This is a genomic window from Streptomyces sp. NPDC004284 (assembly GCF_042874035.1).
In the GTDB taxonomy this organism is placed as follows: domain Bacteria; phylum Actinomycetota; class Actinomycetes; order Streptomycetales; family Streptomycetaceae; genus Streptomyces.
The window spans coordinates 890,706-914,260 of record NZ_JBIAMJ010000002.1 but is presented as its reverse complement, the minus strand read 5'-3'; the positions used below and the strand labels follow the sequence as shown (position 1 = coordinate 914,260).

Here is a 23,555-nt window from a genome sequence, read left to right as displayed (position 1 = left end):
GTCAGTCCGCCGCGAGGTCGCGCCGGCGGAGCACGAACGGTCCGAGGACGAGGAGGTCCATCGGGGTGGTGGCGAAGCAGGCGACGGCGTCGCGCGGGTGGTCCGCGATGGGCATCTCGGCCACGTTGAAGCTGGTGTTGATGACGACCGGGACGCCCGTCTCCCGCTCGAACTCCTTCAGCATGCGGGCGACGACGGGTTCGTCGGCCGCGTCGACGGTCTGGATGCGGGCGCTGCCGTCGACGTGCAGGGCGGCCGGGATGCGCTCGGCCCAGTCGGGCCGGACCTGGTGGGTGAAGAGCATGTAGGGGCTGGGCAGCGGCCCGTCGAAGATCTCCGCGGCGCGTTCCAGGAGGACCATCGGGGCGACGGGCCGGAACTGTTCGCGTCCCTTGATGTCGTTGAGGCGTTCGAGGTTGCCGGGGTAGCAGGGGTTGGCCAGGATGCTGCGGTGGCCCAGGGCGCGGGGGCCGAACTCGCTGCGGCCCTGGAACCAGCCGATGACCTTGTTGTCGGCGAGCGCGCGGGCCGCGACCGAGGCCACGTCCGCCGGGCGCGAGTAGGAGATCCGGTTGGCCTGGAGCCAGGCCTCCGTCTCCGCGTCGCTCCAGCCGCGTCCCAGGGCCGCGGTGGTCATGTGCTTGACGGGGTCGCCCGCGGCCTGGGCGGCGTACAGGGCGCCGCCGAGCGCGGTGCCCGCGTCTCCTGCCGCGGGCTGGATCCAGACGGATTCGAACGGGCCGTCGCGGACGATGCGGGAGTTGGCCACGCAGTTGAACCCCACGCCTCCGGCGATGGCCAGGTTCCGTTCCCCGGTCTGCTGCTTGAGCCAGCGCGCGAGGTCGAGGAGGACCTCTTCGAGGCGTCGCTGGACGCTGGCGGCGAGGTCCGCGTGGTGGGACTCCATCTTCTCGCCGCGCAGCCGGCGGGGCATCAGCTCGTCCAGGCCGAGCGGCTCGACGACGAAGGTGCCGTCGGGGGTGGCGCGCACCCGCTCCCGGAAGCGGCGCAGATAGGCGGGCTGCCCGTAGGCGGCGAGGGCCATCACCTTGTACTCGTCGGCGGACCGGCGGAAACCGAGGTGTTCCGTGACGTCCTCGTACAGGTGGCCCAGCGAGTGGGGCAGCTGCTGACCGGCCAGGACGGTCAGCACGCCGTGCTCGGCGCGGCCGGCGAGGTGGGTCGCGTGCTCGCCGCGGCCGTCGAGGACGAGGACCGCGCAGCTGTCGTACGGGGCCGCCAGATAGGCCGAGGCGGCGTGGGCGAAGTGGTGGGGGACGAAGGTGACCTTGGCCGGATCGAGGTCGGGGAACATTCTGTGCAGAAATTCGGGTGTCGTCTGGGCGTAGGTCTTGTGGACCTTCTCCCAGAAGCCCCTCGGTTCACTGGTGTCCGGTTCCGGCACGAGAGACGGCTCGTAGGAGTAGACGACGGCGTCGAGGTCCCTCATGGACAGTCCAGATTCGGCCAGACAGCTCGCCGCGGCGAACTCCGGAAGTTCCCAGCGGTTGAAAGGAACGGGGGTCTTTCGAGCCTTCTTCCGCGTCAGCCGCTCTTCCTCCTGCGCGGTGACGATTTCACCGTCGACGACCAGGGCGGCTGCGGGGTCATGGAAGATCGCGTTGATGCCGAGAATTTTCATGTGCTCCCCTTCGTGCCTACCGTGCGCTCTTCGGGTGCGCCCTTCCAGTGAGCAGTGAACCGTTCTACCGTAAGGGAAGTCGGAGAGGAACGTAAGGTCGCCAACCCCCACATGCCATGACATCTCACCAGGGGACGATACGTGCGAATAGAGCATATTTCGGCCACGGTTCGGGTCCTTCCCACCCGCGAGAAACAGGAAATGGGGAACGACTCGCTGATCGATTCGGTGACCAATGCCTTCCTGCGGATCCGGAGCGACGAGGGGATCTGCGGATACGGCGAGGCAGCGACATGGGCCCAATTCTCCTCGGAAACACCGGAGGGAATATGCCAGGTGGCCGAGAACGTCATCGGCCGGATTCTGATCGGCCGTGACGTTCTCGATCTCAACAGCATCATGGCCGATGTGGACACCGCCATCGTCGGAAATCCGGGGGCGAAGAGCGCCGTGGAAATGGCGCTCTACGACCTGGCCGCGCGCAGCCTCAACGTACCCGTCTACACCCTTCTCGGCGGACTGCGCCGCGCCGATCTCGGTCTGTCGTACTCCGTGTCGGCCCAGGACGCGGCCGAGGAGGCGGACCTGGTCCGGGCCCGGTACGAGGAGGGTTACCGGATCTTCAAGGTGAAGACCGGCGTACGGGACTGGCGCACGGACGCGGCCCGGATCGCGTCCCTCGCCGGCCGCTACGACGACATCACCCTCCGGCTCGACTTCAACTGCACGGCGGACCCGCTGACGGTGCCCCGGCTGCTGGACGCGGTGGCGGACATCCCGATCGACTTCGTGGAACAGCCCTTCCCGCCCGAGCAGTCGCAGCCGCTGCGCCGGCTGCGGGACTCCTCGGGCATCCGCCTGTGCGCCGACGAGGGCTGCCGTACGCCCGCCGACGCCCGCCGGCTGCTCGCCGAGGGCTGCTACGACGTCATCAGCCTCAAGATCGGCAAGCTCGGCGGCTACGGCGCCACCGGGCGGATCGCCACCGCGGCGGCCCTGTCCGGGGTCTACGGCTACGCCGGGGCGTTCGAGGAGTCGCGCCTCGGCACGACCGCCGCGCTGCACCAGATGCTCACCCTGCCCTGCCTGGCCGACGGCTGCGACTACTACTTCTCGCTCGTCATCCTCGATCCCGACCACGGCCCCCAGGGGGGCTTCGAGGTCCGCGACGGTCGCCTGAGCCTGCCCTCCGCCCCCGGCCTCGGCGTCACGGTCCCCGACCACTGGTTCGCCTGACCCCCGCCGGCACCGCCGTCACCGGTGCCCGTCCCACGACGTCATCGAACGACTCCCACGTCATCGAACGACTCAACGGAGGACGCGTGACCGCCGCTGTGCAGGAGAGCGACACCCTCGAACACCTCGCTTCGGCGCTCGGCGCCGCGCTCGACCACGCCGTCGACGTCTCCGTGGGCGCCCGGCGGGTCAGGCTGCTGAGCAACGACCCCGTCGTCGTCGCCTACGCCGGCGCGGTCCTGGGGCCCGCCGCCCCGCCCGGACCCGGCGCCCGGCCGCCGGACGCCGTCTGTCTGGCGGCGCTCGTCGACCCGCCCGCGCTCGACCGGCTCGACGCCCCCGACGGCCGCCCCTCCGAGCCGCTCGCACTGCACCGGGGCCGTACCGGCCTCGGCACCGCACCGGGCGCGTCGAGCCGGTTCCGCATCGTCCGCGTGCCAGGCCGGAGGGACCGCTTCCTCGCCGACGCCGCGGCACGGACCGTGCTGTACGCCGGCGCCCGGGACGATCCGGGGGCCGTGCGCGAACCGGCCTGGCTCGCCGAGGCGCTCCTCGCGGCGGTGGCCGCGCAGGACGGTCCGGTGCTCGCGGCGGCGGCCGTGGGCTCCGCCTCGGGGACGGCACTGCTGCTCGACCACGGGTCCGGGACGGCCGGGGCGGTCCTGCCCCTGCTGTACGGGCACGCCGCGGACCTGGTCGCCTGGTCGGCCGTACAGCTCACCGCCGTCGAGGGCGAGCCGGACCGGATCCTGGTGCGCGGTCTGCCCGGGCCGTGCGAGGTGCCCGCCTCCTGGGTGCGGCGCAGTCCCGCCCTGAACGGGCGGACCTGTCTGGCCGATCATCCGTCCCTCGCCCTGCCCGAGCCGGGCCGGGGCGAGGAGGGCGCGAACGGCCACGGCGCACACGTCACGTTCACCGCCGACGAGCTCGTCCGCGCCCTGGGAGGCGCCCGTACCGGACAGGCCCCCTTGGCCCTGGTGACCGCACCGTCCGGGAGATCCCCCGAGACCGTCCCGGGGGCCGCCCGCGAGGCCGCGCTGCGCCGGGCCGCCGCGGTGGCGGCCGCCCGCTATCCGGCGTGGCACGGCATCGGCCCCACTTCGGCGGCCGCCGGCGAACACGTCTCCGGCTCCGTCGTGGCCGCCTTCCCGTGGACGACCGTGCCCGCGTACGACGGTCCGGCCGCCGAGCGGGTGAGCGCCGGACTGCGGGACCGCCGGCTGACCGCGCCCGTGCCCGATCTGCCCGACGCCCGGCGCTGGCCGCGCGCCCCGATGAGCGGGACATGGGTGGCCGTCATGGAGCACCGCCGCCTCTCGCGCGGCATGAGGCTGGAGCGCTGGCAGACCCGCGCGGTGTGCGCGGGCGCCGTGCACGAGCTGATGACCACCCCGGCCCCGCCACCGCCCGGCAGCGACCGGGTCGACGAGGTCGCCTACCTGGGCTTCGCCGCGTTCGACGCGGGGCTGCTCTGCGTCGGTGACGCGGTGCGCGAGGCCGACGGCACCCTCCTGGGCCACGTCCTGGGATTCGACGACACCCATCTGCCGAACCACATGAACGTGGTCCTGCTGTCCGAGGACCGGCGCACCGGGCGCCGGCGCGGGCTGACCCCCGGCGGCGGACTCCACGTCGTGTCACCCGCCGACGTCCGCCCGTCAGAAGCGTCAGAAGCGTCAGAAGCGTCAGAAGCGTCAGAAGGAGGCGAGCGCGCATGACCCGCCCACTCCGGCAGTCTCCCGCACCCGGCGGGGCGAGCGAGAAGACCGTCCGGGCGGTCTGCGTCCGCTGCGGCCGCACCCGCCCGTACGCCGCCGCCGAACCGTCCTGCGACTGCGGCGGACTCCTGGACCCGGTCTACGACCTGAAGGCGGCGACCGTCCACGAGGACGAGGCCGTTCCGGGCGCCCGCTACTTCGATCTGCTCCCCTTGCGCCGGCCCGAGTCCGTCCTGCACATCGGGGACGGCAACACCCCGTGCGTCCACGCCCGCACGCTCGGCGCGCGCATCGGGCTCGACCGGCTCTATCTGAAGGACGAGACGGAGAACGCCACGCGGACCACCAAGGACCGCATGGCCGCCTGCGTCCTGGCGGTGTTCCAGGAGCTGGGGGTGGACGAGTTCGTGGCCAGTTCCACCGGCAACAGCTCCAGCTCCTTCGCCTGGGGCCTGCCGTTCACGCGGGGCCTGCGGGCCCATCTCTTCGCGGGGCGCGACTTCGTCGACCGGCACCAGTACACCGACCACCCCGGCGTCACCCTGCACGTCGTCGACGACGACTTCGTCGGCGCAGCCAAGGCGGGGCGCGCCCACGCGGACGAGCACGGCCTGGTCTTCGAGGGCGGATTCTTCAACTCCGCCCGCCGCGAGGGCCTGAAGCTGGCCTACCTGGAGGCGTACGACCAGATGCCCGAGGAGCCGGCGGTGGTCGTGCAGGCCGTCAGCAGCGGCATGGGGGTCTACGGCGCGCACAAGGGCGCCCGCGAGTACCTGGAGATGGGCAGGCTGCGGAGGATGCCCCGCTTCGTGTGCGTGCAGCAGCGCAGCTGCGCCCCCATGTGGAACGCCGCCCAGGACGGCAGCGACCGCATCCTGCCGCAGCACGTCCTGCGCCGACCGCAGGGCCTCGCCAAGGCGATCCTGCGCGGGGACCCCACCAACACCTATCCGTACATGCGGGCCATCACCACCGGAACGGGCGGCTCCTTCGCCGCCGTGTCCGACGCGGAGATGATCGACGCACGCCGCTGGCTGGCGCAGGACGAGGGCATCGACGTGTGCTTCGCCGCGGCGGCCGCCCTCGCGGGCGCCGCCCAGCTCGCCGCGCGCGGGGAGATCCGGCGCGACGAGCCGGTCCTGGTCAATCTGACCGGCGGCGAGCGGAACGGAACCGCCGATGACTGAACCGTCGTACGACACACGGCACCTGCTCCGCGTCGAGACCCGGGCGCTGCGCATCCGCCTGGCCTCGGTGCGCGCCGTACGGGCCGCCCGCTGGGGCTTCCTCGGCTCCTGCCTCTCGGTGGCCGACGTCCTCGCGGTCCTCGCCGAACACCTGCGTCTCGCCGGTCCCGGAGAGGAGACCCCCGACCACGACCGGCTCGTCCTGTCCAAGGGGCACGCGGCCCCGGCCCTGTACGCCGCGGTCACCGACTGGCGGGGGGACGGGAGTTACGCCACTCAGGGCAGCCCCTACCAGGGGCACCCCAATCTGTCCTTCCTGCCGGCGGCGGGCATGACCAGCGGGTCGCTCGGCCTCGCCGTGCCCGCGGCCGCGGGACTCGCCCACGGTCTGTCGCTGCTCGGCGGCACGGGGCGCGTCGCGGTGGTCCTGGGCGACGGCGAACTCCAGTCCGGCATCGCCCTGGAGGGGATCCAGTGGGCGGTCCGCGCCGGTCTGCGCAACGTCCTGTTCGTCGTGGACGCCAACGGCTACCAGTCCGGCGGCGCCGTCCCCCCGACCGACGTCACCCGGCGGATGCTGAGCGCCGCCGCACCCGCGTTCGCCGCCGTGGACGGACACGACACGCGTCAACTCGGCGACGCGATCGGCGCGTTGCTCGGGGAGACGAAGGGCCCGGCCGTGGTGTGGGCCGCGACCACGCGCGGCAAGGGCGTTCCGGCCGTGGAGGAACGCCCCGTACCGATGAGCTGGATCCCCGACGACGCCGTCCTCGCCGCGGCGGAGGAGCACCTGACCGAGGCCCTGCGACGGGCCTGCGACCGTCTCGCCCGCCCCGTGACGGGGCCCGTTGTTCCCGGGAGGAGTTCGTGATGCGCACCGGATCGGACGTACTGGTCCACGCCCTGCGCGGCGCGGGAGTGGAGATGTTCTTCGGCCTGCCCGGCGAGTCCACGCTGCCGTGGTACGCCGCCGTGCGCCGTGCCGGGGTCCGGCACGTGATGGCCCGCAGCGAGACCGCCGCCGGGTACATGGCGGACGCCTGTGCCAGGTTCACCGGCGGGGTCGCCGTCGTGGACGCCCCCGGCGGGATCGGCTCCCCGCTGCTCCTGCCCGCCCTGCACGAGGCCCACAACAGTTCCGTTCCGCTCGTCGCGCTCACCAGTGGCGTCCCCGCGTCGCAGGAGGGCCGGTGGAGCACGGCGGCGTGCCGGCACCAGGAGATGTTCCGGCCGGCGGTGAAGGCCACCCTCGCGGTGCCGGACGCGGCCCGGCTGCCGGAGACGGCCGCGCGCGCGGTCCGCCTCGCGGTCTCGGGGCGCCCCGGTCCGGTCCACCTCGACGTACCGTCCGACCTCCTCGCCGCACCGTACGAAGGCCCGCTCGAAGGCCCGCTCGCGGCCGGGCGCTCCCCCGTCCGGATCCGTCCCGACCGCCGGGAGCTGGCCGACGTGGTGCGCCTGCTCATGGCCGCCGAGCGCCCCCTGCTGGTCGCGGGCGGCGGCGTGCAGCTCTCCGGGGCGTACGGACAACTGGCGGACTTCACCGACCGGTTCGGCATCCCCGTGGGCACGACCTTCAACGGCAAGGGCGTCCTGGCCGAGACCGACCCCCACAGCATCGGCGTCGTCGGCGCGAAGGGATCGACGGCCGCCAACGCCCTCGCCGAACGCGCCGACGTGGTGCTGTGGATCGGCAGCAAGGCGGGCGACAAGTCCACGGGGTACGGGCGGCTGCCGGGTCCCGGCGCCGTCTGCGTCCAGGTGGACGTCGACGAGGAGGAGCTCGGCCGCATCCTCGCCCCCCGGCACGCCCTGCACGCCGACGCGGGGGCGGCCCTGGACGACCTGGGCGAGGCGCTGGGCGCGGCCGGATGGCGGGGCTCGCCCCGCTGGACGGGCACCTCGGGGGGCCTGCTCGACCCGCCGCAGGACGGCATCAGCCCGTCGCCCGGCGCCCTCGTCCACGCCCTGACCGAGCTGTGCCCGGACGACACCGCCGTCGTCGCCGACGCGTCCCGCGCGTGCAGCTGGGCGGGGGCCCACTTCCGCTGCCGTACGGCCGGGCGGTCCGTGATCGCGCCGCGCGGCAGCGGAAGCATCGGCTACGCGCTGCCCGCGGCCATCGCGACGGCCCTCGTGCAGCCGGAGCGGACCGTCGTCGGCATCGGCGGCGACGGCGGGTTCGCGCTGGCCTGCCAGGAGCTGGAGACCGCCGTCCGCACCGGGGCCCGCCTGGTGTTCGTCCTCCTCGACGACAACGCCTTCGGCCTCCTCAACCGGGTGTCCTCGGTCAGCCTGGGCGATCCCCGGCTCGTGGAGTCCTTCGCCCCCACGGACTGGACCGCGGTGGCACGGGGCTTCGGCTGGCAGGCCCACACGGTGCGGGACGAGGCGTCCTTCGAGGCCGTCCTCAAGACGGCGCTCGCGGACCGGGGGCCGACGCTCGTCCACGTCCCCCTCGCGACGGACGTCGCCTCGCCCGACTTCCGGATGTACACCGAGCGGCAGGCGGGGCGCGGGTGAGCGCCCCGGCCGCCGAGACCCAGCTGGAGGCGTTCACGGGCGCCCTGTGCGAGGAGCTCCTCCGGCGTCCCGAGCCGTTCGTCGTCGTCACCTGCGACGCCACGCTCTCCTTCCGGCTCGGGGAGTTCGCCCGGAGTCACCCGGAGCGCGTGCTCGACGCCGGCATCTCCGAGGCCACCGCCGTCGCCGCCGCGTTCGGCCTGGCACGGGCCGGGCTGCGGGTGGTCGTCGCCGGCTTCGCGGCGTTCCTGTCCCTGCGCGCGCTGGAGCCGCTGCGCTCCCTCGTCGCCCTGCACGGGGCCGACGTGACCGTCCTCGCGGGCATGGCCGGACTGAGCGCCGGCCGCGACGGCGCCCAGCACCACGCCACCGAGGACGCCGCCCTCGTACGCGCCCTGCCGGGCGTCGAGATCGTCGCCCCCTCCGACGCGGCGGGGGCGCGTGCCCTGGCCGCGTACTGCGCCGCCCGTCCGGGGCCCCGCTGGGTCCGCCTCGTCCGCCGGCCCGTCGCGCTCGACCCTCCCGCGGGCACCGCCGAGGCCTGGGCGCCGGCGCGGTGGCTCGCCCGGCGGGACGGCCCCGTCCTGCTGTGCGCCCAGGGCGCCCTGTGCGAGCAGGCGCAGCGGGCCGCGCGGCTGCTGGGCGAGCGGTACGGGATCGCCGCGTCCGCCCTGGAGGTCGGCCGGCTCGCCCCGGCGCCCGACGGGCTCGCCGACCTGCTCCGGCCGTACTCCCTGGTGCTCGCCTGCGAGGACCAGACCGGTCCGGGCGCGCTCGCCGCCACCCTCGCGGAGGCCCTCACGACCGGTGGGACGCACGCGGTCCTGCCGCTCCCCCGGCTCCTGCGCTGCGATCTCACGGCCTCCCCCGGCTCCGGCGACTACGGCGCACTCCTGCACGCCTCGGGACTGACCGCCGAACTCATCGCCGCCCGCGCCGCCCAAGCCCTCGTCATCGACCCCGGCACGACCACAGGAGGAACGGCATGATCCACTGCGCGATCGTCGGAAGCGGCTGGTCCGCCGGGCGGCACGCCCGTGTCCTGCGCCGCGTCGAGCGGTCCGAACTCGTCCGCGTCGTCGTCGAACCCGGGCAGCCCGCCGACCTGCCCGCCGTCTTCGGCTCGCCCCGGGTGACGGACCGCCTCGACGACGCGCTCACGGACCCGGACGTCGACGCGGTGATCGTCTGCACGCCTCCGGACACCCATCTGGACATCGCCGAGGCGGTGCTGCGCGCGGGCAGGCACCTGGTGATCGAGAAGCCGGTGGGGCTGAGCCCGGAGCGCATTCCGGCCCTGGAGCGGCTGGCGGCGGAGCGGGGGCTGACGGTGATGGTGCCCTACCACTTCCGGTTCGTCCCGCAGCTGAGGACGCTGCACCAGCGGGTGCGGACGGGCGAGTTCGGCGCCGTCGCCCACGCCTACCACCGCATGTACAGCCTGCGGGACCGGGAGGGCGCGTGGCTGTGGGACGACTCCCGCAGCGGCGGCATCATCATGGAGTCCCTCGTGCACGGCATCGACCAGATCATGTGGATGCTCGACGAGCGGCCCGATGCCGTGACCGCCATGGTCCATCCGGGCCGCAACCAGGTGGCCGACGCGGCGACGGTACTGCTCCGCTTCCCCAGCGGGGCCGTCGGAACCGTCGAGGGCTCCTGGATCAGCGACGCGCACATCCCCTTCGGCAGTCTCGACATCGTGGGCACGGCGGGCTCGGCGGCGTTCGACCGCGGCCGGTTCGACAAGCGGTACTTCCGCACGGAGAGCGCCGCGGCCGACGCGCCGGAGACGCGGGTCGACGTCCTCGACGACGACGACGCCGGATTCGTCGGCCTGCACGAGCACTTCGCCGAGTGCTGCACGAGCGGCGAGCCGCCCCGGGCGGCCGGCCTCGGTGAGGCGTACGCGGCGGCCCTGGTCGCCGCCGTCGCCGTCGAGGCCGCCCGCTCGGGCCGTCAGCTGCCGGTCACCGGCCTGCTGCCGGAAGCTCCCTGACGAAGACGCGCTCGGGCCGCAGCCGCACCGTCACCCGTTCGGCACCGGCGTCGTCCGGGTAGGCGCGGCCCTTGTACCTCATCGACAACCGCTGGATGAGGTCCGCGGCGTCCTCCTTCTGGAGGACGACCGTGCCTTCCAGCGACACGTACGAGTTCGGATTGTCCCGGGGGTACACCAGCAGCGTGGCACGGGGGTCCCGGGCCAGGTGCCGGTACTTGATCCGCTCGCGCAGCGTGCTGACGAGGACCTCGTCCCCGTCCGTCATGCACCACACCACCGAGAGGTGCGGCTGCCCCTTCGACCTCACGGTCGCGAGGACCGCGTAGGCCTTGTCGTCGATCCACGTGCGCGCGATCTCGGGAATGGCGTCGTCCGGCACCGTCTCTCCTTCGTTCCACCCTGCTCAGGGCCGCCGGACTTCGCCCGGCGGCCGTCCTTCCGCCCCGGAAACCCAGCGTGACCGTGTCCGGCGCGGCTCGCAAGAACGCCTCGCGCCCTCGCGCAGTACGTCCTGATCGACGCGGTCCACCACGAACAGCAGGGCGAGACAGCCGAGCACGGCCATCAGCGCGGCCGACAGCAGTCCCGGGACGAACGATCCCGTCGCCCCCTTCAGGAAGCCGATCACCAGGGGGGAGGCGATGCCGGCGACGCCCGAGAAGGTGTTCTGGATGCTCTGGAGCGTGCCCGACACCGAGGATCCGGGCGGTGCGATGTCCGCGGGGATCGTCAGCAGCACGGACGTCGCGAACGACACCCCGGCGAAGGAGAGCGACAACAGGGCGAGGGCCGCACCGGCCCCGGGGACGACCGCCGCCGCCCCCACCGAGGCCGAGACCAGCAGGCCCCCCGCGCCGCAGCTCTTCCGGGCGAAGGTGACCGTCCTGCCGCGGCGCACCAGGGCGTCCGACGCCCATCCGCCGAGCCAGTTCCCCGCGACGGCCGCCAGCGCGGGAACCGTCCCGAGGAGGCCGAACTTGAGCAGGGTGAATCCCCGGGCGTCGATGAGGTACGAGGGGAACCACGTGATGAAGAAGTAGATGACGTACGACTGGGCGACGACGGCGACGACCGTGCCCCAGACCGTCCGGCTGCGTAACAGCGTGCTCCATCCCGGGTTCGCCGCGGCGGGCGGCGCCGTGGTGTCCCCCGCCGGGTCGGGCCGGTCGATCCGGCGCAGTTCCGCCGCGGACACGCCCGGGTGGCGGGCCGGTTCGTCGCGGAACATGCGCCACCACACCGCCGCCCAGACCGCACCGGCGAGTCCCACCGCGGCGAAGGCCACCCGCCAGCCCAGGCCGGCGATCAGCGCGGAGAACACGGGGATGGCGAGCAGGGTGCCCACCCGGGCCCCGCTGTCGTAGACCCCGCTCGCCAGCGCCCGTTCGTCCCGGGGGAACCAGCGCTCCACGCAACTGGTCGCCGCGGGGAAGAGGGCCGCCTGCGCGACGCCGAGGAGCAGCCGGAACCCGAGCAGCCAGGCGCCGGTGGCCGCCAGGCCGGTGAGCGCGGTGGCCAGCGACCAGCTCACGGCGGCGACGGCCAGGACCCTGCGTGCGCCCAGCCGGTCGACCAGGCGCCCGGTCGGTATCTGGAAGGCGGCGTACGTCCAGAAGAAGGCTCCGAGGACGAGGCCCGACACGCCGTCGTCGAGGCCGAGGTCGTCCGAGACGGCCGGAAGGGCGACCGACAGGCTCGACCGGTCGATGTAGTTGATCACCACGGCCGCGAACAGCAGTGTCACGACCTGCCATCGGATCCGGCTGCCCCGCGATGCGTCCGGGCCGCCCTCCGTGTCATACGTCTCCCGCAACGGCGAACCTCCCGCGTCGGTGTGACATCCTCCCGGCAGTATCTCCGGGAGCAGGGGATCCGACACCCCGCCCACCCTGCGCGAACAGGCCATTCACGGGCGGGGCGGCGGGCCCGGCCCGGGGCGTCAGACCGGTGCGGTCTCCGGCGGCCGTACGGCCAGGTGGCCCACACGGGCCAGTGCCGCGACCGAGGCGGCGCAGGCCAGGCCGAGGAAGGTCAGCATCCCCCACATCAGGAACTCCTCGTGCCGCGCGGCGTCCCACAGGGCGCCGACGGCGAAGTTGCCGCCGGTGATGCCCAGGCCCGAGACGGTGCTGTAGAGCCCGTAGTGCGTGGCGACGAAACGGCCCCGGGCCATCGCCACCACCATGTCCATCTCGAACGGGTAGACCACGGCCGATCCGGCCGCCAGGAGCACCGCCGCAGCGGCCAGGCATCCGCTCCTGACCGCGACGGCCCCCTGGGGGAACAGCGCGAGCGGGACGAACGCCAGCCCCATGAGCGAGAGGCCCCGTACCAGTGCCTGCCGGACGCTCCACCGGTGTCTCACCCAGGCGGTCAGGCGCAGCTGCCCCACGACGGCCACGGCCGAGGACACGACGAAGAGTCCACCGGTCACGAGGGGGCCGTCGGTGCCGAGCGTCTCGGCGGCGACGAGCGGAAGCGCCATGTAGGTCTGGAAGGCCAGGACGGAGGAGCCGGCCATGGCCACGGCGAACAGGACGAAGGGCCGGTTGGCGGCCACCTCCCGCCATTGCGCGGCGACCCCGCCCGGCGCGGTGCCGGTCTCCGGGCCGCGCCGGGCGGGCAGGGAACGCCACTGGAGGACCGAGAGGCCGGCGAAGACACCGGCCGCCACGGCGCACACCAGGCGGAAGTCGACGGCCAGCAGGCCGAGCCCGGCGACCGGTCCGAGGAGCATCCCGGCCTGGTAGTACACGTTGAAGACGGCGAAGGCGTCGACGCGCCGCTCCCCCGCCTCGGCGGCCAGGTAGGCGCGGACGGCGGGGTTGAACAGGGCGCTGGCGAAGCCCGTGGCGAGGGAGGCGAGGATCAGCGCGGGGAGGCTCTCCACCCAGCCCAGCATCCCGAAGCCCACGGTCCGCAGGAGACAGCCCGCCAGGATGGGTGCCTTGTATCCCACCCGGTCGGCGATCGTGCCGCCGATGAGGTACATGCCCTGCTGGGAGAAGTGGCGCAGGCCGAGGACCAGGCCCACGGCCCACGCGGCGAGGCCGAGACCGCCCGCCAGGTGGGAGGCGAGGTACGGCATCAGCATGTTGAAGCCGAGATTGATCGCGAACTGGTTGACCATGAGCAGCCGCACGGTCGGCGGGAAGGAGCGCGTCTGCCTCCAGAGTTGTCTCATCGGGGTCGCCGGCTCGCCCTCGGCACCACACGCCGACTACTGCCGGTGATCGGACTGGCATTCATGGATGCCGAGAGTAGTGAACGCGGTGGCGTCGGAGCCGTTCTCGTGCGGCGCGGGCGCATGATGGCGCGAAGTCGCCACATGACCGCTCCATGAGCAGGTGGTCCACTCCCGAGCGAGCACTCCATCGACCCTCGAACGAAGGGGCGTCCGGCGCCATCCGTGTGAGGGAGCGCCCGCCGTCACGATCAAGCCGTTCCCGGGGCGCGGGGCATGGCCCGGCAAGCGGCGGGGCACCGATGCCCGCGTGCCCATGACGGACGAGACACAGCGATTCACGGCCCTGTCGGCGCGACTGACGGGCTTCGACGCGGGGGACCTGGTGGCCACCGGGCTCATCGAGGCGTACCGGACGGTGGCGGAGCGGGAGCTCGGCTCGAAGCGGTACGGGCGGCTGCTGCGGGAACTCGGGGAGATGTGCGAACTCCCGCTGTCCGACGACGAGTCGACGGAGGGGGCCCGGGCGGTCGCGTACCTCTGGTACACGGGCAGCTGGCCGGGCTCGCCGCCGAGGCTGGTCTCGCCGCGTGCCTACGCCGAGGCCCTGGTGTGGAAGGCGGCCGGTCTGACGGCCCCCGCCGCCGCTCCCGGCGGGTACGGGAGCTGGGCCGAGGGGAGCACGCCGTGACGCGGTACGACGTGATCGTGGTGGGTGCGGGTGTCGCCGGCTCCCTCGTCGCGCACCGGCTCGGGCGGCACGGCCGGCGCGTGCTCGTCCTGGAGGCGGGTGCGGCGGACCCCGGCGGCCGCGGACCGGCCGCCGACCCGCTCACCGCGTACCTGACGGCCGCCGGGAGGCTGCCGGGGTCGCCGTACCGGCCCCGCCCGGCGGCCCCCGCCCCGGAGATGTCGGACCTCGTCGGCACGGACGGGCCCTCCGGCTTCCGGGCGGCCGGCCATCTGCTGCAGGACGGCCCGCTCCCGTACGCCAGCGGGTACGTCCGCGCCAACGGCGGCACCGGCAACGTCTGGACCGGCCTCGCGCCCCGCATGCTGCCGGAGGACTTCGACACCGAGTCCTTCGGGTACGGGCGGAGCTGGCCGCTCACCTATGACGCGCTCGAACCCCACTACCGGGCGGCCGAGGAGGAGTTGGGCGTGGCCGCCGACGCCGACGAACAGCGCGCGCACCTCGGCCTGCGCTTCCCCGACGACTACGTCTTCCCGATGCGGCCGCTGCCCGCCGCCCGGCTGGACCGCCTCCTCGCGGCCCGTCTCGACGGCAGGCGCGTCAAGGACCCCGTGGCGCTGCGGGAGGTGGAGCTGAGGGTGGTCGGCACCCCGCACGCGCGCAACGGCGTTCCCGATCCCCGCTACGACGGCGGCCGCGGCCACGTTCCGCGCGGGCGGGACGGGCGGCCGGATCCGGACAGCCGGTGCGTGGGCAACGCGAGCTGCATCCCGTACTGCCCGTCGTACGCGAAGTACACCCCGCTGAAGACCCAGGGGCGGTGGAGCGCCTCGGTCGCGCTCCGGGACCGGTCCGTGGTGAGCCGTGTCCTCGTCGACGGGCGGGGGCGCGCCACGGGCGTGGAGTACCGCTCGTACGACGGCGAGGTGTCCGTGGCGCACGCCGATGTCGTCGTGCTCGCCGCGCACGCGGTGGAGAACGCCCGGTTGCTGCTCCTGTCGGGGCTCGCGGACGGCAGTGGTCAGGTCGGCCGCAATCTGATGGACCATCCGGTGCTGCTGACCTGGGGGCTGCTGCCCGAGGGCGAGCGTGCCGGGGCGTACCGGGGTCCCGGCTCCGTCTCCGGTTTCGAGGGCTTCCGCGCCGGTCCGGGGCGTCGGCTGCGGGCGCCGTTCCGCGTCGAGTTCGGGACGTGGGGCTGGATCTGGGCGAAGGGTCCGGTCGAGACGGACGTGGAGCACTTCCTCGGTGAACGGGGACTCTTCGGCAAGGAGTTGAGGGAGGCGGTCGGGGACCGGGTCCGCCGCCAGTTCGCCCTCCAGTTCGAGATGGAGCAGGGCGCCGACCCCGCGAACCGGGTCACCCTCCACCCCACCGAGCGGGACGCGCTGGGCCTCCCCCGGCCCCTGGTCACCTACGACCTGGACGAGCACGTCAAGGAGGGCATGGTCGCGGCCCGGGCCGTCTCGGAGCAGGTCTTCGCGCTGCTCGGCGCCGAGGACCACACGGACTACGCGCCGCCGGCGGCCTGGCCGGGCCGCTTCGAGCACCGCGGGCGTACGTACGGCTACCGCGGGGCCGGTCATGCCGCCGGCACCCACATCATGGGCGACTCGCCCGCCACCTCGGTGGTGGACTCCTGGCAGCGCTGCTGGGACCACCCGGGCCTGTACGCGGTCGGCTGCGGCAGCATGCCCTCGGTGGCCACGTCCAACCCGACGCTGACGATGGCCGCGCTGGCCCTGCGCAGCGCCGAGCGCATCGAGGCGGACCTGACGGCCCGCGACCGCCCCCTCACCCTCGACCCGACCGCCCCAGGAGCCCCCGCATGAGCCCGCTTCCGCTGCCTCCCGTGCCCGAGCCCTTCCGACTCCCCTTCCATTACGGGGCCTTGCACCAGATCGGTGTCGACTGGCTGGTCGATCCGGACCCGGTCCGCGAGCTGCTGGCCAAGCACCATCCGGATCTGACGGCGGCGACGTTCGACGACGGACGTGCGCTGGTCTCCCTCAACTACCAGCTGTACTTCGCGCAGTACGCGTTCGGCGGCGGCGTCACCCAGGAGATCGAGTTCAACGTCATCGCCTTCCCGACGGCCGAGGCGGACCGCCTGCCGCGGCTGACCTACGCCGAGTACGCGCGGGGCTGGGACCAGACGAAGCTGCTCGGCATCGCCCGGCTCCACGTCGTGTGCGACAACCCGTTCGCGATCAGGGCCGGGCGCGAGCTCTACGCGGAGCCCAAGTACCCGGGCTGGTTCGAGGTCGACCTGCCGTCCCTCAACGGGCCCGGGGGCGACACGTGGACCGTACGGTGCAAGGCGGCCGAGGTCGGACCGGACGACGGCCTGGAGAGGGGTCCGGCCCCGCTGCTCGACCTCACGGCGAGGCTGGACGGCCTGACCTCCGTCGCTGCCGAATCCGCCCCGATCACCGGTTACGGGACCGACCGCGAGGGGCGGCTGCTCGCCGGGCCGATGAACGTCCACCAGCCCTACGACTGGTACGACCTGGCCTCCCCCGAGCACTCCGGGCGCACGCTCCTCGCGGTGCGCGCCCCGGACGGCGACCTGGGCCGTGACCTCCGCGCCCTCCTGCCGGACGGCACGCCGGCCACCGGCGCCTGGACCTTTCAGTCGGCGCCGGTGGCCGCCCACAACCGCCCGTACTACCCGAGGAGGGTCAACGGAGTTCGGTGAGGGCGCGGTCGAGGGTGTCGGCGAAGAAGTCGGCGGCCTCGCGGTCGATGCACAGCGGCGGCTTGATCTTCAGGACGTTCTGGTGGTCCCCCGTCGGCTGGACGACGACCCCCAGGTCCAGCATGCGGTCGCAGAGCTCCGCGGTCTCCTCGGGGGCGGGTTCGAGGGTGACGCGGTCGCGTACGAGCTCGACGCCGAGGTAGAGGCCGGCTCCGTGGACGGCCCCGATGAGCGCGTGGCGTTCCGCGAGTTCCTCGAGGCGGGCCTTGAGGTGGCCGCCGACGCGCACCGCGTTGCCCTGGAGGTCCTCGTCCCGGAGGGCGTCGAGGACGGTGAGGCCGGCGACGCTGGAGACGGGGCTGCCGCCGGTGGAGGAGAAGAAGTACCCCTGGTCGCGGTACCGCTCGGCCACCGCCCGTGAGGTGATCACCGCGCCGAGCGGGTGACCGTTGCCCATCGCCTTGGCCACGGTGACGATGTCGGGGATCACGCCCTGCTGCTCGAATCCCCAGAACCAGGAGCCGAGGCGGCCGTATCCGACCTGGATCTCGTCCGCGATGGCCAGTCCGCCGTGGCGCCGCACCGCCGCGTACACCTGGGCGAGGTACCGGTCGGGCAGCGCGACGGCGCCGGCGTTGCCGTAGAAGGACTCGCTGATGAACGCGCCCGGCGCCCGTCCCGCCGCCGCGAGGTCCTCGACGGCCCGGACGGCTTCGGTCGCGTAGGCCTTCGCGTCCTCGCCGCGGTGGCGCCCCCGGTAGGGATGGGGCGAGTCCACGGTGTGGACCCAGTCGGGGCGGCTGGCGAGGGCGTTGGGGTTGTCGGCGATCGAGGTGGACACGGCGTCCGAGGCGTACGTCCAGCCGTGGTACGCCTCGCGCAGGGCGACGACGTCGTGGCGGCCGGTGGCTCCGATGGCCAGCCGGACGGCCAGATCGACCGCCTCCGAACCGGAGTTGACGAGGAACACCGTGTCGAGCGGCTCGGGCAGCAGGGCGGCCAGCCTCTCGGAGAACTCGACGACCGCCGCGTAGTGGAACCGGGAGTTGGTGTTCAGCCGGCGCAACTGCCGTGCCACGGCCTGCTCGACGCGGGGGTGCGCGTGGCCCAGCGGGGTGACGTTGTTGACCATGTCGAGGTAGGCGCGGCCGTCGGTGGAGGCCATGTGGTGGCGCCAACCGCGCTCGATCCGGGGCGGGTTGCCGTAGTAGTGCTCCTGCACCGTGGCGAACGAGGCGTCGCGCCGGGCGAGCAGGTCCTCCTGCGGCCGGCCGTCGGCGGCCGGCGCGCCGACGAGGGGCGCGGGGTCGGTGGTGAGCGCCAGCCAGCCCGCGGCGTACTCGGGCCTGACCAGGGCGGGGACGTCGGGACCGTGCCGGTGCCGGAGGGTCAGGCGCAGACGGGTGCGGGAGGGCAGGGCGGCCAGCCGGTCGCCGGCGCGCAGCGGGGTGCCGGCGGGCGGGTACGGGGCGTCGGCGCCGTCCCACGACAGGTCGAGGAGCCGGGAACCGCAGGTGAGGGTGGCCCGGCCGGGTGCGGCGTGGACGATCTCGCCGTCGTGCGGGGCCCGGAGCTCCGAGGGCCCGCCGAGCCAGAGGTCGATGCCGGTGGGGACCGTCGCCGGCGAGGTGGCCGACAGCACGGTGGCGGCGCTCAGGCGCGGCTGCGCGTAGGCGGTGGTCACGGCGCCGGCGCCGCGGTCGAGCAGTTCGGCCGCCAGCCGGTCCTCCGTGCCGGGCTCCAGCCAGTTGCCGTGGTCCAGCGCGTCGGACTCGGCGGAGAGGTCGAGGAGGGTCGTACCGGCCTCGGCGAGGTCCGCCACGAGCGGTGCGAGGACCGGGAGGGAGGGGGCCGGGCGCCGGGGCGCTCCGAGCGCGTCGGCGATCAGGCCGGTCATCACGGCCGTGGGCACCGCGGTGGCCTGCTCGAAGATCCGCCGTTCCCGGTCCAGTGCCGCGTTCACGTAGGCGTTGTCCTGGTCGACGGCGGCCTGCTGGCGGCCGCTGACGACGAGGGTGGCGGCACGCAGCACGACGAGCGGCCAGAGCGCCTCGGTCTCCTCGGCGGACAGGGGGCGGATGTCGTGGAAGGCCCGGACGGCGGGGAGGAGGTGGTGGGGTTCGGCGCCGCTGTGGTGCAGCACGGACGACAGCGTCACCGCGAGCTCGGAGACGGCCCAGGTGTGCGTCAGGTCGCCGAAGTCGATGATCCCGTCGGGTACGGGGAGCGGGCCGTCCGGCGAGCGGACCAGGTTGTCGTCGGTGAGGTCCAGGTGCACTGCCTGGCGGGGCAGTCCGTCGCCGGTCTCGCGCACGACGGCCCAGGCTTCGGCGGTGGCGGCCTCGACGGCGGCGCGGTGGGCGGGGTCCGGCACGTGGCGGAGCAGGAGGTCCACGACCCGGTCCGCGTGCCGTATGTCCCACTGGAGGACGCGGTCGAGTCCGGGGTGCCGGAAGTCGCGGAGCGTGGTGCTCACCCGGCCGGCCGCGGCCCCCATCGCCGACACCGTGCGCGGCGAGAGGTGGCGGGGGCCGGAGAGGGTCCCGCCGGGCAGGTGGCGCAGCAGTCGCGCGGTGAGCGGTCCTTCGGCGGTGTCGACCGTGGCGGCCTGTCGCGCGCCGTCGGAGTCGCGCAGGACGGTCGCCACGCGCAGGGTGGGGTGGGCCGCGGCGACGAGGTCGGCGGCGGCGTCCTGGGCCTCGATCTCGGTCGTGCCGAACGCCGGGTTGGCGATCTTGAGTACGGCGGCGGGCGTCCCGTCCGGTCCGCGCAGCAGGAAGTTGGTGTCCTGCTGACTGCCCAGCGCATCGGCGTGCGCGGCGAGCCCGAAGACCTCGGCGGCGATGCGCCGCGCCTCGGCCTCCGTCACCCGCGGGGCCGGCAGTGCCTCGCGGGCGAAGAAGTCGACGCCGGATGACTGGGGAGAGGGCATGGCTGGTCTGGTCCTTGTCGGTGAGGTGCGGCGCCTGCGGAACGTGCGGGGGGACCGGGGCCGTCAGCCGACGTCCCAGAGGAACCGGTGGGTGTGGATCCCGAAGTAGGGGAAGTTCTCGACGGCGGTGACGCCCTCGACCGGGCGCACGACGTCGTTGACGAAGTCGAGGAGGTCGGACGGGCGACGGCAGACGACCTCGACGAACAGGTCGAAGGTGCCGGCGGTGAGGACGGTGTAGACGACCTCCCGATGGCGCGACAGCTCGTCGGCCACCGCCCGGGAGTCGCCGTCGACCCGGACGCCGAGGAGCGCCATCGCCTGGCTGCCCATGGCCACGGGGTCGGTGACGCCCACGATCTGGACCGCCTTGGTGTCGATCAGCCTCTGCAGGCGCTGCCGGGCCGCCGAGGGCGACAGCCCCACCTTGGGCCCCAGCTCCGCGTAGGGGATGCGCCCGTCGGTCTGGAGCTCCCGCAGGATGGCCCGGTCGATCTCGTCCATGACTGCCCTTTCCGGCTTGCCGATGAATCGACTGTACAACCGTTCCATGCACGGGAACAGGATAAGACGCTCGATTCCATCGCCACTACGACAGAATCGAGCGTGAAGGGGGTGTGCGGCGCGGCACACCGGCCGGGAGGCAACCCGGGGAACGGCCGACGCGTCCTCCCCCACACGATGTGCCGGCCGTACCCGCGCCCGGCCCCACCGGACAGGACACGTGATGAGCGACAAGGCCCGCCTCCTCTTCGACGCGCTCGACCTCGATCAGGACGGCACGCTGACCCGGACCGAGGTCATCCGGGCGCTGCGGGAGAAGGGGCCCACGCTGGCGGCCCAGGGGGTGATCCCCTTCTGGGGCGTCGGGGACGTCGACGACTCCGCGGCCCTCTTCGACGAGGCCGACCAGAACGGCGACCGCGTCCTGAGCTTCGAGGAGTTCGCCGCGGTGGCCGACCGCCGCTTCGGCTGGTGAACCACGCGTAGAGTGTGCGCGGGCGCGGCGTGATCACGAGGAGCATGTGTGACCACGGCCGGCCTTGAGCACGCCACCGTCCCCGCCGACACCGGCGAGGTGACCCTCCTGATAGCCCGCCGGGCGGAACCTGGCCACGAAGCCGCCTTCGAGGTGTGGGCGAAGGGCATCCTCGACAGCGCGGCCGCGTTCCCCGGCCATCTGGGGTACGGCCTCTTCCGCTCCTCCGGCGGCGACGCGCCCTGGTTCCTCGTGCACCGGTTCCGGGACGCGGAGGCCTGCCGGACCTGGCAGGAGTCGCCCGAACGGGCGGCCTGGTTCGCCGACTGCGAGGGGCACCACCACACCGAGATCGCGCGCCGCGAACTGACCGGCATGGAGACCTGGTTCGCGAAGCCGGGTTCGACGCGTCCCGCTCCGCCCCGGTGGAAGATGGCGATCAGCGCGACCCTGGCGATCTACCCGATCTCCGTGCTCGGCAGCCTGTTCCTCGTGCCCCGCCTGACGGCGCTGCCCCTCCTGCTCAGCAGCGCGGTCGTGGCCTGCGTCTTCAACGTGCTGATGACGTACGTGGCGATGCCGGCCGTGAGCCGTCTCCTGCGCGGCTGGCTCACCCCGTAGGCGTGTCGGAGGCGCCGAAGGCGCGCCGGTAGGCGGCGGGCGAGACGCCGTAGGCCGTCCGCATGTGCGCGCGCAGGGAGTTGCCGGAGCCGATGCCCGCCCGGTGCGCCACGAGGTCGATGGGGAGGGCGGTGGTCTCCAGGAGCTGCTTGGCCAGTTCCAGGCGCTGCGCCGTGAGCCACTGCACGGGCGTCATCCCGACCTCGTCCCGGAACCGCCGGGTGAACGACCGCAGGCTCATCCGGGCGTGCTCGGCGAGCCGGCCGAGGGTGAGCGGCTCCCCGAGGTGTTCGAGGGCCCACGCGCGGGTCGCGGTCGTGCTGGCGAGGGTCGGCTCGGGCACGGGCCGGTCGATGAACTGGGCCTGCCCGCCGTCCCGCCACGGCGGTACGACGCACAGGCGGGCCGCCCGGTTGGCGGCCGCGGCACCGTGGTCGCGGCGGACCATGTGCAGGCACAGGTCGACCCCGGCGGCTCCCCCGGCCGAGGTGAGGACGTCGCCGTCGTCGACGAAGAGCACGTCCTCGTCGACCTTGACCTCGGGATACGCCTGCCGGAACTCCGGTGCCAGGTTCCAGTGGGTGGTGGCCGGCCGCCCGTCGAGCAGACCCGCGGCGGCGAGCACGTACGACCCGGAGCAGATGGACACCAGACGGGTGCCGGGCCGGATCCCGGCGATGGCCTCGGCGACCTCGGGCGGCAGCGGGCCGCCGCGCCCCAGCTCCGGCATGGCGTGCGTCGGCGGGAGGACGACGGTGTCGGCCGCGGCGAGCTCCTCCGGGCCCGCCGCCGGCTGCACGACGAAACCCGCGTCGCTGGGGACGGGGGCGCCGTCGGCGGTGCAGACGGTGACCTCGTACAGGGGGCGGCCCCGCTCGTCCTGGACGCTGCCGAAGACGCGGGAGGGGATGCCGAGCTCGAAGGGCGGCACTCCGGGCAGCGCGAGGACCGCGACGCGGTGCACGCGGGGGGCCGCCTCGTCCGGTGTCGTCTCGTCCATGGCCAGATCCTGTCACATAGTGGCCAGGCGGCCAACACCGGGAGGGGGCCGGAGACGGGATCGTGAACGCGTCGCCGCCGGAGGGGTTCCGGCGGAAGCCGACCGAGAAGGAACGAGGCGGAGAGCATGCGCGCGGTGGTCGTGGAGCAGTGGGGCGGTCCGGAGAAGCTCGTCGAGCGCGAGGTGGAGCGCCCGGAGCCGGGACTGAACGAGGTGCTGGTGCGGGTGCACGCCGCCGGCGTGAACCCGGTGGACTGGAAGACCCGCGCGAGCGGCGGCCTCATCGCATGGGGCCCGCTGCCGGCCGTCGGCTGGGACGTCTCCGGCACGGTCGAGGCGGTGGGGCCGGGTGTCGGGATCTTCCGCCCGGGCGACGAGGTCTTCGGGATGCCGCTGTTCCCCCGGCAGGCCGGCGGGTACGCGGAGTACGTCGTGGCGCCGGCCCGCCACCTCGCGCCGAAGCCGGCGTCCCTCACCCACGTGGAGGCCGCGGCTCTGCCGCTCGCCGCGCTGACCGCCTGGCAGGCGCTGGTCGACGCGGCGGACGTACGGCCCGGCGAGCGGGTGCTCGTGCACGCCGCGGCCGGTGGCGTGGGCCACTTCGCCGTCCAGATCGCCAAGGCGCGCGGCGCGTACGTCATCGGCACCGCGAGCGCCGCCAAGCACGGGCTGCTCCGGGAGCTCGGCGCGGACGAGGTGGTCGACTACCGCGAGGCCCCGTTCGAGGACGTCGTCTCCGACGTCGACGTCGTCCTCGACGGCATCGGCGGCGAGACGGCCGAGCGTTCCCTGAAGGTGCTGCGGACCGGAGGCCGGCTCATCACCCTTCCCGGCCCGGACGACGTGCCCGCCGCGCCCGAGGGCCTGCGTGCCGCCTGGGTCATGGTCGAGCCCGACCACCTCGGTCTGCGCGAGATCACCGCCCTCGTGGACGGCGGCGCGCTCCGCCCGGTCGTCGACACCGTCCTGCCGCTCTCGGAGGCCGCGAAGGCCCACGAGCTCGGTGAGCTGGGACGCACCGCCGGCAAGATCGTCCTGTCGGTCGTCTGACGCCCCGTCCCGACCGGCCGCCGGGGGCGGGTCGCCGTCGTGCGGCGAGGGGACCGGCCGGGAGGCCGGCTGCGGTACCGGGCGGAGAC

The 23,555-nt window shown here is 73.9% G+C and carries 20 protein-coding genes; 13 read left to right on the top strand and 7 right to left on the bottom strand.

From position 1 onward, the window contains the following. Position 1: 1 nt before the first annotated feature. Positions 2-1,642, bottom strand: a complete 1,641-nt coding sequence (locus ACFYUS_RS09220; protein WP_388847548.1) for a carbamoyltransferase — start codon at positions 1,640-1,642, stop codon at positions 2-4. Positions 1,643-1,843: 201 nt separating this feature from the next. Between ACFYUS_RS09220 and ACFYUS_RS09215 the strand changes: the two genes are divergently transcribed. The 7 genes from ACFYUS_RS09215 to ACFYUS_RS09185 all read left to right on the top strand — a co-directional run bounded on the left by ACFYUS_RS09215 (position 1,844) and on the right by ACFYUS_RS09185 (position 10,305). Beyond that, complete coding sequence (locus ACFYUS_RS09215; RefSeq protein WP_388847546.1) at positions 1,844-2,878, top strand: mandelate racemase/muconate lactonizing enzyme family protein; 1,035 nt, start codon at positions 1,844-1,846, stop codon at positions 2,876-2,878. 86 nt (positions 2,879-2,964) lie between these two features. Further along, positions 2,965-4,596: a DUF6917 domain-containing protein gene (locus ACFYUS_RS09210; RefSeq protein ID WP_388847544.1), complete on the top strand. Its 1,632-nt coding sequence runs from the start codon at positions 2,965-2,967 to the stop codon at positions 4,594-4,596. Further along, positions 4,593-5,783 (top strand): pyridoxal-phosphate dependent enzyme, encoded by a 1,191-nt coding sequence (locus ACFYUS_RS09205; protein ID WP_388847542.1) that lies wholly within the window; start codon positions 4,593-4,595, stop codon positions 5,781-5,783. The genes ACFYUS_RS09210 and ACFYUS_RS09205 overlap by 4 nt, the downstream gene beginning before the upstream one ends. Beyond that, positions 5,776-6,654 carry a hypothetical protein gene (locus tag ACFYUS_RS09200; protein ID WP_388847540.1) on the top strand — a complete coding sequence of 293 codons (879 nt, stop codon included), beginning with the start codon at positions 5,776-5,778 and terminating at the stop codon, positions 6,652-6,654. Before ACFYUS_RS09205 ends, ACFYUS_RS09200 begins: the two co-directional genes overlap by 8 nt. Then, positions 6,654-8,306, top strand: coding sequence for a thiamine pyrophosphate-binding protein (locus tag ACFYUS_RS09195; protein WP_388847538.1), 1,653 nt, complete (start codon positions 6,654-6,656; stop codon positions 8,304-8,306). Before ACFYUS_RS09200 ends, ACFYUS_RS09195 begins: the two co-directional genes overlap by 1 nt. Further along, positions 8,303-9,295 carry a hypothetical protein gene (locus ACFYUS_RS09190; RefSeq protein WP_388847536.1) on the top strand — a complete coding sequence of 331 codons (993 nt, stop codon included), beginning with the start codon at positions 8,303-8,305 and terminating at the stop codon, positions 9,293-9,295. Before ACFYUS_RS09195 ends, ACFYUS_RS09190 begins: the two co-directional genes overlap by 4 nt. Next, positions 9,292-10,305, top strand: coding sequence for a Gfo/Idh/MocA family protein (locus ACFYUS_RS09185; protein ID WP_388847534.1), 1,014 nt, complete (start codon positions 9,292-9,294; stop codon positions 10,303-10,305). The genes ACFYUS_RS09190 and ACFYUS_RS09185 overlap by 4 nt, the downstream gene beginning before the upstream one ends. Here ACFYUS_RS09185 and ACFYUS_RS09180 read toward each other — a convergent pair. The 3 genes from ACFYUS_RS09180 to ACFYUS_RS09170 form a co-directional block, all read right to left on the bottom strand. Next, a complete protein-coding gene (locus ACFYUS_RS09180) occupies positions 10,277-10,687 on the bottom strand; it encodes a PPOX class F420-dependent oxidoreductase (RefSeq protein WP_388847532.1) in 411 nt (136 codons plus the stop codon). The genes ACFYUS_RS09185 and ACFYUS_RS09180 overlap by 29 nt on opposite strands. A 24-nt stretch (positions 10,688-10,711) precedes the next feature. Continuing rightward, on the bottom strand, positions 10,712-12,052 hold the full coding sequence (locus ACFYUS_RS09175; RefSeq protein WP_388847530.1) for an MFS transporter: 1,341 nt from the start codon (positions 12,050-12,052) through the stop codon (positions 10,712-10,714). 195 nt (positions 12,053-12,247) lie between these two features. Beyond that, positions 12,248-13,492, bottom strand: coding sequence for an MFS transporter (locus tag ACFYUS_RS09170; RefSeq protein ID WP_388847528.1), 1,245 nt, complete (start codon positions 13,490-13,492; stop codon positions 12,248-12,250). A 316-nt stretch (positions 13,493-13,808) separates the two neighbouring features. Here ACFYUS_RS09170 and ACFYUS_RS09165 point away from each other — a divergent pair, with 316 nt between their 5' ends. From ACFYUS_RS09165 to ACFYUS_RS09155, 3 genes are read left to right on the top strand one after another with little or no spacing between them, the layout of a single operon-like run. Continuing rightward, the gene (locus ACFYUS_RS09165; RefSeq protein WP_388847526.1) at positions 13,809-14,183 is read left to right on the top strand and encodes a hypothetical protein; all 375 of its coding nucleotides are present in this window, start codon (positions 13,809-13,811) and stop codon (positions 14,181-14,183) included. Then, on the top strand, positions 14,180-16,018 hold the full coding sequence (locus ACFYUS_RS09160; RefSeq protein WP_388847524.1) for a GMC family oxidoreductase: 1,839 nt from the start codon (positions 14,180-14,182) through the stop codon (positions 16,016-16,018). Before ACFYUS_RS09165 ends, ACFYUS_RS09160 begins: the two co-directional genes overlap by 4 nt. Further along, the gene (locus ACFYUS_RS09155; RefSeq protein WP_388847522.1) at positions 16,015-16,884 is read left to right on the top strand and encodes a hypothetical protein; all 870 of its coding nucleotides are present in this window, start codon (positions 16,015-16,017) and stop codon (positions 16,882-16,884) included. The genes ACFYUS_RS09160 and ACFYUS_RS09155 overlap by 4 nt, the downstream gene beginning before the upstream one ends. Here the strand turns inward: ACFYUS_RS09155 and ACFYUS_RS09150 are convergent. Together ACFYUS_RS09150 and ACFYUS_RS09145 are read right to left on the bottom strand one after the other, a co-directional pair. Next, the gene (locus ACFYUS_RS09150) at positions 16,868-19,816 is read right to left on the bottom strand and encodes an aminotransferase (RefSeq protein ID WP_388847520.1); all 2,949 of its coding nucleotides are present in this window, start codon (positions 19,814-19,816) and stop codon (positions 16,868-16,870) included. The two genes, ACFYUS_RS09155 and ACFYUS_RS09150, sit on opposite strands and share 17 nt — an antisense overlap. Before the next feature lie 63 nt (positions 19,817-19,879). Next, the gene (locus ACFYUS_RS09145; protein ID WP_388847780.1) at positions 19,880-20,320 is read right to left on the bottom strand and encodes an Lrp/AsnC family transcriptional regulator; all 441 of its coding nucleotides are present in this window, start codon (positions 20,318-20,320) and stop codon (positions 19,880-19,882) included. Positions 20,321-20,543: 223 nt separating this feature from the next. Between ACFYUS_RS09145 and ACFYUS_RS09140 the strand changes: the two genes are divergently transcribed. Both ACFYUS_RS09140 and ACFYUS_RS09135 read left to right on the top strand, forming a co-directional pair. Further along, the gene (locus ACFYUS_RS09140) at positions 20,544-20,795 is read left to right on the top strand and encodes an EF-hand domain-containing protein (protein ID WP_388847518.1); all 252 of its coding nucleotides are present in this window, start codon (positions 20,544-20,546) and stop codon (positions 20,793-20,795) included. A 48-nt stretch (positions 20,796-20,843) separates the two neighbouring features. Further along, a complete protein-coding gene (locus ACFYUS_RS09135) occupies positions 20,844-21,416 on the top strand; it encodes an antibiotic biosynthesis monooxygenase (protein ID WP_388847516.1) in 573 nt (190 codons plus the stop codon). Here ACFYUS_RS09135 and ACFYUS_RS09130 read toward each other — a convergent pair. Further along, positions 21,406-22,416, bottom strand: coding sequence for a GlxA family transcriptional regulator (locus ACFYUS_RS09130; protein ID WP_388847514.1), 1,011 nt, complete (start codon positions 22,414-22,416; stop codon positions 21,406-21,408). The two genes, ACFYUS_RS09135 and ACFYUS_RS09130, sit on opposite strands and share 11 nt — an antisense overlap. A gap of 126 nt (positions 22,417-22,542) precedes the next feature. On the opposite strand from ACFYUS_RS09130, the gene ACFYUS_RS09125 reads away from it, so the two are divergent. Next, positions 22,543-23,466, top strand: a complete 924-nt coding sequence (locus ACFYUS_RS09125) for an NADP-dependent oxidoreductase (protein WP_388847512.1) — start codon at positions 22,543-22,545, stop codon at positions 23,464-23,466. Positions 23,467-23,555: the final 89 nt, after the last annotated feature.